This is a genomic window from Microbulbifer maximicatervae (SeqCode) (assembly GCF_052467505.1).
Genome location: NZ_CP174313.1, coordinates 138,310 through 150,000, shown reverse-complemented (window position 1 = coordinate 150,000; position 11,691 = coordinate 138,310). Strand labels below are relative to the sequence as shown.

11 protein-coding genes and 1 tRNA gene are annotated in these 11,691 nt (G+C 52.7%); all 12 read right to left on the bottom strand.

Annotation, left to right across the window (positions count from 1 at the left end):
* Nucleotides 1-72: 72 nt before the first annotated feature.
* A tRNA-Ser gene (locus ACJJIN_RS00620) sits at nt 73-162 on the bottom strand.
* A 281-nt stretch (nt 163-443) separates the two neighbouring features.
* Nucleotides 444-638 (bottom strand): carbon storage regulator CsrA, encoded by a 195-nt coding sequence (csrA, locus tag ACJJIN_RS00615; RefSeq protein WP_091391203.1) that lies wholly within the window; start codon nt 636-638, stop codon nt 444-446.
* Nucleotides 639-867: 229 nt separating this feature from the next.
* Entirely contained in the window at nt 868-2,100 is a 1,233-nt protein-coding gene (locus ACJJIN_RS00610; RefSeq protein WP_444896482.1) for an aspartate kinase, read from the bottom strand.
* Nucleotides 2,101-2,232: 132 nt separating this feature from the next.
* Nucleotides 2,233-4,842 carry an alanine--tRNA ligase gene (gene alaS, locus ACJJIN_RS00605; RefSeq protein ID WP_444896481.1) on the bottom strand — a complete coding sequence of 870 codons (2,610 nt, stop codon included), beginning with the start codon at nt 4,840-4,842 and terminating at the stop codon, nt 2,233-2,235.
* A gap of 72 nt (nt 4,843-4,914) precedes the next feature.
* A complete protein-coding gene (locus ACJJIN_RS00600) occupies nt 4,915-5,262 on the bottom strand; it encodes a histidine triad nucleotide-binding protein (protein WP_413662882.1) in 348 nt (115 codons plus the stop codon).
* Between the two features lie 4 nt (nt 5,263-5,266).
* Nucleotides 5,267-5,452: a Trm112 family protein gene (locus ACJJIN_RS00595; RefSeq protein WP_108734085.1), complete on the bottom strand. Its 186-nt coding sequence runs from the start codon at nt 5,450-5,452 to the stop codon at nt 5,267-5,269.
* Between the two features lie 139 nt (nt 5,453-5,591).
* A complete protein-coding gene (locus ACJJIN_RS00590; protein WP_444896480.1) occupies nt 5,592-6,425 on the bottom strand; it encodes an alpha/beta hydrolase in 834 nt (277 codons plus the stop codon).
* 39 nt (nt 6,426-6,464) lie between these two features.
* Nucleotides 6,465-7,475, bottom strand: a complete 1,011-nt coding sequence (locus ACJJIN_RS00585) for a class I fructose-bisphosphate aldolase (RefSeq protein ID WP_444896479.1) — start codon at nt 7,473-7,475, stop codon at nt 6,465-6,467.
* 48 nt (nt 7,476-7,523) lie between these two features.
* Nucleotides 7,524-9,002: a glycerol kinase GlpK gene (glpK, locus tag ACJJIN_RS00580; RefSeq protein WP_444896478.1), complete on the bottom strand. Its 1,479-nt coding sequence runs from the start codon at nt 9,000-9,002 to the stop codon at nt 7,524-7,526.
* A gap of 99 nt (nt 9,003-9,101) precedes the next feature.
* A complete protein-coding gene (locus ACJJIN_RS00575) occupies nt 9,102-9,587 on the bottom strand; it encodes a regulatory protein RecX (protein WP_413662886.1) in 486 nt (161 codons plus the stop codon).
* The gene (gene recA, locus ACJJIN_RS00570; RefSeq protein ID WP_108735301.1) at nt 9,588-10,622 is read right to left on the bottom strand and encodes a recombinase RecA; all 1,035 of its coding nucleotides are present in this window, start codon (nt 10,620-10,622) and stop codon (nt 9,588-9,590) included.
* Nucleotides 10,623-10,796: 174 nt separating this feature from the next.
* Nucleotides 10,797-11,309: a CinA family protein gene (locus ACJJIN_RS00565; RefSeq protein ID WP_413662887.1), complete on the bottom strand. Its 513-nt coding sequence runs from the start codon at nt 11,307-11,309 to the stop codon at nt 10,797-10,799.
* Between the last annotated feature and the right edge of the window lie 382 nt (nt 11,310-11,691).

Here is an 11,691-nt window from a genome sequence, read left to right as displayed (position 1 = left end):
ACACCTTCTTTTACAAGCCTTAAAAAATTTCTTTTTTCAAGACTCAAGTCCTCACAAGGAAGACTTAAATAATGGCGGAGAGAGAGGGATTCGAACCCTCGATGAGTGTTAACCCATACGCCCTTAGCAGGGGCGCGCCTTCAGCCACTCGGCCATCTCTCCTTTTAAGCCGCAGCGGAAGCTCCGCTTTCAGGCCACCTCCGAGGAGGTCTTTCGCGTCGCTGAACCTGTTTGGTTGCTCGCTGAAAGTGGGCGGCATAATACCAACGGCTCGGCAAAAAGCAATGGGGAATCAATAACTTTTTGCACTTTTTTGTCTTCTCGAACAGGAAATGGGCAAGACGTTCAAAAAAAAGACTTTTCCGCCAAAGTCACCGGTGAAAATATCTACAGCACAAAATAAAAAAGGCCGGAAAGCCGGCCTTTTTTAGGGAACTGTTTCACTACTCGTTGCCACCCTCCTCGGAGGATTGCTTCTCGCGCTGGATGCGCTGATAAATTTCTTCACGGTGCACGGCAACTTCTTTAGGGGCATTGACACCAATACGCACCTGATTGCCTTTCACCCCCAGCACGGTAACCGTGACATTGTCGCCAACCATCAGCGTTTCGCCAATTCGGCGGGTTAAAATCAACATTACCTACTTCTCCTTGATCATCCTGTGATAAAGAGCAGCCGGCGTTCCCCTGGAACTGCTCTTACTTGGTCATCATAACCGGATGGCGGTGCACAAAAGGCTAAAAACTAACCTTCACACTCTTCAGTATTGACCAGTCGAACAAAATCTCAACAGGTTGCATGCTACGTCGAGCCACTGAATTGTAATTGGTTGTTTTTTCCGCCTGCAGGCCGGCTATAAAATCTCGTTACCTTTCTTTGTCTGAAAGCTCAAATTCGCTATGCAGCGCCCGAACAGCCAACTCTAAATAACGCTCGTCAATAATCACTGAGATCTTAATTTCAGAAGTAGTGATCATTTGGATATTGATATTGTCTTCACCCAGGGCACTAAACATACGACTTGCCACATTTGCATGTGAACGCATACCTACGCCAACAATAGAAACCTTGGCGATCTTGTCGTCTGTGATCACCTCTCGCGCACCAAGTTCCGCAGAAACTCGCTCTAAAACATCACGAGCCTTACCTAAATCATTGCGGTGAACAGTGAAGGTGAAATCAGTCGTGCCATCGACAGCGCTGATATTTTGAACAATAACATCGACTTCGATATTTTCAGCGCCGACCGGTGCCAGGATTCGGCATGCAACCCCAGGGGTATCCGGCACTCCACGAATTGTCAGTTTTGCTTCATCGCGATTAAACGCGATACCGGATACAACTGGCTGTTCCATATCGTTATCTTCCTCATCCAGGCTAATCAGGGTCCCGTTACCCTCTTCAAAAGTTGAGAGTACGCGCAGGGGAACCTTGTATTTACCGGCGAACTCTACGGCGCGGATCTGCAGAACCTTGGAGCCAAGACTGGCCATTTCCAACATTTCTTCAAATGTGATTCGTTCGAGTCTGCGTGCACTGTCGACCACTCGAGGGTCAGTGGTATAGACCCCGTCCACGTCGGTATAAATCTGGCACTCGGTAGCATCTAACGCCGCAGCTAACGCCACACCCGTCGTGTCAGACCCGCCGCGCCCAAGTGTGGTGATATTGCCGTCGTCATCCACCCCCTGAAAACCAGCCACAACTATGACTTTGCCTTCATCGAGATCGGTGCGCATTCGCTCCACATCGATACTTTGAATGCGAGCTTTGGTATGAGCATTATCCGTAAGAATTTTTACCTGCCCACCCGTGTAGGAACAGGCGTCATAACCACGCTTCTTCAGAGCCATGCTCAAAAGGGCAATTGTGACCTGCTCTCCTGTGGAAACCAGAACATCCAATTCTCTGGGGTCTGGTTTTTCCTGGATTTGATAAGCGAGATCAATCAGGCGATTTGTTTCACCACTCATGGCAGACAATACGACAACCATGTCATGTCCCTGAGCGCGAAACGCGGCGACTTTATCGGCCACAGCTTCAATTCGCTCAATTGAGCCAACTGAAGTTCCGCCATACTTCTGCACGAACAAACTCATAACTTACTGTGTTTCCTTAGCTCCACAATAAGTACGCTTCCTGCCCAACTCGTGCAGGCGCGCACTTAATCACCAAACCTCTGCGAAATCAACTCAACTACGAATTCAGACCACTAATTTGACAAAACTTAACTAGTTTAAGGATTGCTCTATCCAATTTGGCACTTCTTTCAGCATATTAGGGAGCGCAGATACATCGGTTCCACCACCCTGGGCCATATCTTTTCGACCGCCACCCTTGCCACCCAGCTTCCCGGCAGCAAAGCGCATAAGGTCACCCGCAGAAAGACGGTCTGTCAGGTCTTGGGTCACTGCGGCAACCAAAGCCACCTTTTCGTCGCCCGGAGCCGCCAGCAACACCACGCCGCTGCCCAGCTTGTTCTTCATTTGATCCGCCAGATCTCTCAGTGATTTGGGGTCAGCTCCATCAATAGAGGTTGCCAACAACTTAAAGCCCGCCAACTCAATGGCCTGAGCGGAAAGGTCTCCGCCAGCACCACTGGCCAACTTGGTTTTTAACTGGGCAATCTCTTTTTCCAGTTTTCGATTGTTAAGCAGCAACTGTTCAACTTTGTCAGCCAAGGAGTCCGGACGCGCCTTAAGCAGAGTCGCTACATGCTCCAGACGCTGCTGTGCCTGATCGAACAGAGACATTGCGTGAGCACCAGTAACCGCTTCGATTCGGCGCTGACCGGAAGCAATACCGCTTTCCCCAACAATGCGAATCAAACCGATATCACCGGTGCGCTTCACGTGAGTACCGCCACACAACTCAACGGAAAAAGCCTTGTCATCGGTTTTGCCCATGGAAAGTACACGCACAGTATCGCCGTACTTTTCGCCGAATAGCGCCATAGCGCCCATCGCTTTTGCAGACTCAATATCGGTTTCGTGAGTTTCAACTGGAGTATTTGCGCGAATTTGACTATTAACCAGGGATTCAATCGCGTGTAACTGCTTTGCCGTTACGGCTTCGGGGTGGGAGAAGTCAAAGCGCAAGCGCTCCGAGTCCACCAGGGAACCCTTCTGGGTAACATGCTCGCCCAGCACTTTGCGCAAGGCGGCATGTAATAGATGGGTTGCAGAGTGATTCAGGGCGGTGGATTGACGAACATCTGCAGATACGACTGCCTCAAGGGTTTCGCCCACAGCGATGCCCCCCTTCAACACCTTACCAGTATGCAAATGGTGCGCGCTCTGCTTGGTGCAATCGCGCACTTCAAAGCAGGCATCAGTGGAACTCAAATAGCCACTATCACCTACCTGACCACCGGACTCTGCGTAGAAGGGAGTCCGATCCAGAACAATTGCACCCTCTTCACCTTCTTCCAAGCGTTCAACCTGCTCACCACCTTTAACGATGGCCAACACTTTGCCTGTTGCCTCGGTCGCGTTGTAACCGAGAAACTCTGTAGCCCCTTCCAGTTCGAGGACATCGGTATAGTCCTGTTTAAATTTACCGGCAGCGCGAGCTCTCTGGCGCTGGGCTTCCATAGCAGCTTCATATCCATCCATATCCAGGGATAGACCGCGCTCACGGGCAATATCCTGGGTTAAGTCTGTCGGGAAGCCGTAAGTATCATGCAGAGTAAATACCAACTCACCGGGGATCTCACTGCCTTCGAGGGAAGCCAGGGCATCTTCTAGCAGCGCCATTCCCTTATCCAGAGTCTTCGCAAACTGCTCTTCCTCTTTGCGCAGCGCATTCTCAATCACCTGCTGCTTTTCACGCAGCTCCGGGTATGCGTCACCCATCTGCTCGGCGAGCGCTTCTACCAGTCTGTAGAAGAAGATGTCTTTGTGCCCAAGCTTGTGGCCATGGCGTACTGCGCGGCGAATAATGCGGCGAAGTACAAATCCACGGCCTTCGTTGGAAGGCATTACGCCATCGGCAATCAAGAATGAACAAGAGCGGATATGGTCGGCGATCACTCGCAGGGATTTCTCTTCCAGGTCGCTGCAGCCAACCACTTCTCCCGCCGCTTTCAGCAGCGCTTGGAACAAGTCAATTTCATAATTGGAGTGTACTCCCTGCATTACGGCGGCAATACGCTCCAGCCCCATGCCGGTATCCACTGAGGGCTTGGGCAGTGGGTGCAGTTCACCATCAGCGGTGCGCTCATACTGCATAAATACCAGGTTCCAGATCTCGATATAGCGATCGAGGTCGTCATTATCGGAACCGGGAGGGCCGCCGGGCACATCGGCACCGTGATCGTAGAAAATCTCAGAACTTGGACCGCAGGGACCAGTGTCACCCATCTGCCAGAAGTTATCCTCGTCGAGACGGGAGAAGCGCTCGGCACTCACTCCCATTTCCTTCAGCCAAATATCAGCGGCTTCATCATCGCTGATATGTACGGTTACCCAAAGACGCTCCTCCGGCAAGTTCAATACTTTGGTCAGGAATTCCCAGGCAAAGCGAATCGCTTCGCGCTTGAAGTAGTCGCCGAAGCTAAAATTACCGAGCATTTCAAAAAACGTGTGGTGCCGTGCGGTGTAACCGACATTTTCGAGGTCGTTATGCTTGCCTCCTGCACGCACACAGCGCTGAGAACTGGTGGCGCGATTGTAGGAACGCTTTTCCTGCCCCAGGAAGGTGTCCTTAAACTGCACCATGCCGGCATTGGTGAATAACAGCGTCGGGTCATTGCCCGGAACCAGGGAGCTGGAGGGCACAATAGCATGGCCCTGCTCAGCAAAATAATTCAGAAAGGCGTCGCGAATCTGTGCGCTTTTCATCCGGCGTAATTCCACTTCGTTAGTTGAGTTTTATTTGATTGGCGTCAGTGACACGGTGTCACTTCTGTTCCACTACTGTGCCAGCCCTTGTTCGGGCATTCTTTTTTGGGCAAGCAGGTGAACATGCAGGTGAAATACGGTTTGACCTGCGCTTCGACCGTTATTAACTACCAGTCGATAGCCCTCGAGCCCCAGCTTGCGCCCCAGTTCTGCCGCCAGCCACATAAGGTGGCCGAGCAGGGATTTATCCTCAGCCTGAGCAGCGGATAAATTCACTAGGGGTTTGCGTGGGATAATGAGGAGATGGGTCGGCGCTTGTGGCGCGCGATCCTCAATAACGACACATTGGTCGTCCTCGTAGATCATCTCAGCAGGGATATCTCCCGAGATAATTTGACTGAAAACGCTGGGTTCACCCATTGGTTTACTTTTCCAGCTTTTCCTCGGCTGTCAGCTGCCGCGCTTCAGATTCCAGCATTACCGGTATACCGTCCCGCACCGGATAGGCTAGACCGCTGGCCTTGCAGACCAGCTCCTGTGTGTCCTCCCGGTATTCAAGCGGCGCTTTACTCACCGGACATACCAACAGGCTCAGCAACTTTTTATCCATGTTCCACCCCACTATTTTCCCTCGGTAATACTTCCGATGGGCAAAAATGACCGCGTATCATACAATGCTTCATACGCTTTTACACGGTATTCGCCATAGCTTCTGCTGCGCCACCTGCTGGCTTTGCGCTTTTTTACCCTTATATGACAGAAGCAGTCTCTACTGAAACAGAATTGAGATGGCTAAGTAACAACTCCCGGGCTAAACGCCCCTCCTCTATTTCATTAAATACCTCGTGGTAAGACCTTGAGAAACAGTGCAACTGCTTGTTTTTTGACCCCATCTGTCCAAACCACTTGCGGCTGAGTTCCACATCGACAATATGGTCTGATTCCGGCAATAACAGAAGGCAAGGCATGGATATCCCATCCAACCGGCCAGATAAAAACTCCCGCTCCTGCAAAAAAGTCTTAAACCAGCGCAGAGAGATGCTGTGATGCACAAGTTCATCACTGACATACCGCTTGACCACATCCGGACTACGAGATATCCACTGACTATTTATCTGGCTGGAAAGAGCCAACCCCGGAAACCAGCGAGCCAAAAATAGCGCGAGCCATAACAGAAGGCCTTTTGGCTCACTTTTGCCGCGAAAGCCCGGTGCGGAAAGATTTAAACTGTCGACAGGCTTATATCGAATAGCACAGCCACAGGCGATAACAGCTCCCATACTGTGGCCAAGAAGATGCATCCCAAGCCCAGGGTTTCCACTTTTTACCAAGGAGATAAATTCATTTAGATCCTCACTATAAAGTGCAAAATCCTCAATATCCCCGCGCTTCCCATCCGACAATCCATGGCCATAATGATCTAGGGCATAGACACTGTACCCTGCTCGATTGAGATCTTCTGCCAGCTCACTGTAACGCCCACTGTGCTCTCCCAACCCGTGAGATATAACTACTACACCCACAGCTTCTTCTACCCACCAGCGCCGGTAATACAGCGTCACTCCCCTGGTGACAAACTCCATTGCAATCTCCTTATTGATTATTATTTTGCTAGCTATTTGCTATTCCAGGGTTTCGCGGTACCTGCCCAGCATGGCCAAATGATTCATGCGGGACCGTTTAAGTAGCGCTTCCTGAGCTGCTTCAACATTCTCCGGGCGCCCTTGCCAAGCAGCGAGTGCTGGCTCTTGTAGTGCGCGCCCATAGGAAAAGCTCAACTGCCAGGGGCCACCACCCTGCTGATTCATTGCATTGAGATTAGCTGTGGCCTCTTCTGGCCCCTGCCCCCCGGAAAGGAAGTTAATTCCCGGCACTGCTGCGGGGACCGTTCGCCGCAAGCTGCGCAGGGTATATTCGGCCACCTGCTCAGGATCAGCCGTTTCCGCCTCCGCACCTGGGGTTACCATACTGGGTTTGAGCAACATCAGCTCCAGTATTACCCCGTGCTGGTGGAGGGCGTGGAATACAGAGTGCCAAACCCGCTCATTTACCGCCGCACTGCGCTCTATATCGTGCTCACCGTCCATCAGAACCTCTGGCTCGACAATAGGAACCACCCCTTCGGCCTGGCATACCGCTGCATAGCGGGCCAACATCTCAGCATTTGCGGTAAGCCCCAGGCGCGTGGGGTTGTGATGGCCTATAGGATAGACTTCACGCCACTTGGCGAAGCGAGCTCCTTGCTTTTTATATTGCTGCAAGCGCTCAGACAACCCGTCCAGCCCGTAGGTGATCATATCCCCAGGCGCTCCAGGCAGGGGGCCCTTGCCCTTATCCACCTTAATGCCCGGCACTATCCCTTGTAACGCAGCGACTTGGGGCAAGGGCTGGCCCTCAGTATCTTTTTGCCCCAGAGTTTCCTCGAACAAAATAACGCCACTGATACATTCACCCAACCCCTTACAGGACAGCAGCGCAGCACGGTAGTCGCGCCGGTTTTTCTCAGTGGAATCCACTCCAATCGTGGCAAAGCGCTTTGCAATAGTGCCGCCACTCTCATCGGCAGCCAGGATGCCTCTTTGACCATCGACCAATGTTGCTACAGTTTCCTCCAGCATATCGATATGTGACATCTCTACCCCTCCCTTAGGTTATTACGCTAAGAGGATAGGCGGTCCAGCCTAAAAAGCTTTACAGGCTTTTACCGCCCTCCGCCAACCAGCCAACAACTGCTCCCTCTCCGCCTGAGTCATTGCCGGCATAAAGTCCCGTTCAATTTCCTGCAAACACTCCGGTAATTCCCTTGGTCGCCAAGTTCCACTGCCAATACCAGCCAGCAACGCAGCACCAATAGCCGTCGATTCAATCTGCTGGGGCCGTTCAACACGCAAAGAGGAAATGTCCGCCTGGAATTGCATCAGGAAATTATTCGCGCAAGCACCCCCATCCACACGCATATGGGTAATCGGCAAGCCCAGGGCCTGCTCCATCAAGCGGGCCAGCTCATCACTCTGGTAAGCTATAGATTCCAAAGTGGCACGCACCACCTCAGCTCGACCAGCCCCCCGACTCAAGCCGCAAATAGTCCCCCGTGCCGATGGGTCCCAGTGCGGCGCACCCAGCCCACTAAATGCAGGCACAAGATAAACGCCGCGGGTATGAGGAATACTCTGGGCGATAATTTCGGTATCCACCGCCTGCTGGATCATTCCCATCTCGTCCCGCAACCACTGTATAGCGGAGCCCGCTGTGAAAACTGAACCCTCTACGGCATAGGCCGGATTACCCTGGGCATCACAGGCCACTGTAGCCAGCAACCCCTGGGGTAGCTCCGGGCGATCCTCGCCGGCAAAAGCCAGCATAAAGCAGCCAGTTCCGTAGGTGTTTTTTATACTACCGGGCTCGGTACAACCCTGGCCAAACAGTGCTGCCTGCTGATCCCCGGCAACACCACAAATCGGAGCCGATGTGCCGAGAAAAGCGTGGGGGTCTGTATCGGTAAAGTGGCCAGCCGACGGTAGAATTCTGGGAAGAATGGATTCAGGGCACTGGAAAAAATCCAGCAGCTCACTATCCCAGGCTTTATCTTTTATGTTGTACAGGAGGGTACGACTGGCATTGGTGTGATCGGTGAGATGGGCTTTGCCACCGCTCATTTTCCAGATCAACCAGCTATCTACGGTGCCGAAACACAGGTCGCCATTTTGAGCTCGGGTTAGTAAATCCGGGTTACGGCGGAACAGCCAAGTCAACTTACTTGCGGAAAAGTAAGCATCCAGCAATAGGCCACTGCGCTCTCGCAACCAATCAGACCTGCCGAGTTCCCCCAACTCCCGGCATACCTCCGCCGAGCGCCGGCACTGCCACACAATCGCAGGAAAAACCGGCTCGCCGGTATACCTATCCCAGACGATCGTGGTCTCGCGCTGGTTAGTAATTCCCACTGCGGTGATATCCGACGCGCGAACACCAGCGCGCTGGAGTGCTGCGGCACAGACCCGGAGAGTTACCGACCAAATCTCTTCCGCATCCTGCTCAACCCAGCCAGGCTGGGGATAACGATTGGGAATTTCCGAGTAACTGCGACCAATCAGGTGGCCCTTACTATCGAAGATAAAAGCTGTGGTACCAGTGGTGCCCTGGTCAATAGACAGGATCATAGGGTTCTCGCGCTTATTCTTTTAGTCTCTTTCTGTACCTGAAAAATGGCCGAAACCTATCGACCAGTCATTCAGGTAGTAGTCAGAGTATAAGCCCGATTAATTGCCGTCCAGCGCCCAGCTAATCGCGTCCGTGGGGAAGCCCCGGTAAGCCAGGTATCGCTGGCGCCGCGCTCGCTCCTTCATCCACTGATCCCGTGGAAGCTCTGCGCTCATAGGGGCCCGGTATTTTCTCTGCAGCATTTCCGCAGCTAACTCAAACCAATCCACTTCCAACTGATCCAGCGCCTGGGCAATTAGTTCACCGCGCACGCCGCGCTGCTGTAGCTCCTGGCGAATACGCATCGGCCCCTGACCGCGCTGGACACGGGAGCGGGCAAAAACTTCGGCAAAGCGTTGATCGGATTGATAGTTGAGTTCGTGTAGGCGCTCAAAAAGCGTGTCGAAATCGGCGCTGGGGAATTTTGCCGCGAGCTTTTGCCTCAATTCATGGCGGGAGTGCTCGCGGCGGGTCAACAGCTCAAGCGCCGCGCTGAAAAGCGCTTGAGCTGGATCAACGGAAAAATCCGCTTTTGAGTACGGCATTTACTCTTCCGGTAATTCCGCAGCCTCTTCAGGGGTCGCAGGCACTAAATCACCGAGCAGCTGCGCACGCAGCTGACCTTCAATCTCGTTGCGAATGTCGGGGTTATCGCGCAGGAACTTGGTAGCGTTCGCCTTGCCCTGGCCAATCTTGTCGCCCTTGTAGCTGTACCAAGCCCCCGCTTTATCCACCAGCCCCATCTTCACGCCGTAATCGACGATTTCACCAATCATGTTAATGCCTTCGCCATACATGATCTGGAACTCGGTCTGCTTAAACGGAGGAGCTACCTTGTTCTTAACCACTTTCACTCGGGTTTCGTTACCCACCACCTCATCGCCATCCTTAACGGAACCGATACGACGGATATCCAAGCGCACAGAAGAGTAGAACTTGAGGGCATTACCACCAGTGGTGGTTTCAGGGCTGCCGAACATAACACCGATCTTCATGCGAATCTGGTTAATGAAGATTGCCAGGGTGTTGGTGTTCTTGATATTACCAGTGAGCTTACGCAGAGCCTGGGACATCAAACGAGCCTGCAAGCCCACGTGGGAATCACCCATCTCACCTTCGATCTCAGCGCGCGGGGTCAGGGCCGCAACGGAGTCCACTACCAGCACATCAACGGCACCGGAGCGCACTAGCATATCGGCAACTTCCAGAGCCTGCTCACCGGTATCCGGCTGGGATACGATCAACTCATCGACGTTGACACCCAGTTTTTCAGCATAGATAGGGTCGAGGGCGTGCTCAGCATCTACGAAAGCACAAGTACCACCATTGCGCTGGGCCTCGGCAATCACCTGCAAGGTGAGGGTGGTTTTACCGGAGGATTCTGGTCCATAGATTTCAACGATACGGCCACGCGGCAAGCCGCCTATACCCAGGGCCACATCCAAGCCGAGGGAGCCGGTGGAGATCGCAGGAATACGCTCGCGCTCCTTGTCTCCCATACGCATCACAGTGCCTTTACCGAACTGACGTTCAATCTGAGATAGCGCCGCTTTTAATGCCTTGTCTTTATTGGAATCCATGACCATTCCCGTATTTCTGAGCTGAATTGAGTGGTGGCAAGCTTAACGAAGGATTACTGTATAGGCAACCAGTAATTCCTCATACTGAGTACCAGCTTCAGGCTGAGCGAGCCTCGCTTCAAAAAGAAGTCTGAAGCTGGAGCAAACGAACAAAGATTGACCCGGCGGACAGGTTCAAACCGGGTGCTCACGGACAACCTTTAACATTCCCTTCAGCGCCTCAACGACCGTCTGCGATTGCACCTCTGCCCGGTTACCACTGAACAGAAAACACTTCGCATCAATCTGCACTGGCTCTTGCCCCTCCGCATGGGCCCAGGCGATCCAAACTGTACCTACCGGCTTCTCGGCAGTGCCACCATCAGGCCCTGCGATACCACTGACCGCAACGGCGAGATTGGCATCCATCATCGCCAGAACCCCACAAGCCATCTGCCGGACGACCGGCTCACTCACTGCCCCAAACTGCTTGAGATCATTGCTGTCGACACCCAGAACACCGTTCTTGATACGATTCGCATAGCTCACGATCGATCCATCAAACCAATTCGAAGCACCCGCTATAGAGGTAATAGCCGCCGCAATCGCACCACCGGTGCAAGATTCTGCCGACGTCACACGCCAATCTCTCTTTTCCAGCTCCCCGCCCAACTCTCTGGCAAGCTCAATTATCTCTCTGTATTCCACCGTTTCTTCCTATTCAACCGCTCCTGGGCCACAACCAAATATTACAGCACAGAAGTGGGCTCTTATTCTGGGTGCCGACCTGCAGCAAGCTTACAAATTCCACTTTAAGTAAGCTGCCCCATACCAAATATACAACCGCCTCTCAGTGGTGAAGCCACAACCCCTTCAAAAAATCAATCCACGCCGGCTGCACACTGGTGCCGACACCAAAAGATAAATCTCACGCTGCCGAAGCGCTCGCAAGCGGCGGCAGCACTCTAGAAAAGTAAAACTACCTATGGGAACCAGGTTGCCAATTCTAATTTCCGCCGCCGGCCCACCTTTAAATTAGAATTTAAATTTTAAAAGGGGTCTTAAATCAGCAAATAATTTCAAGCGGGCA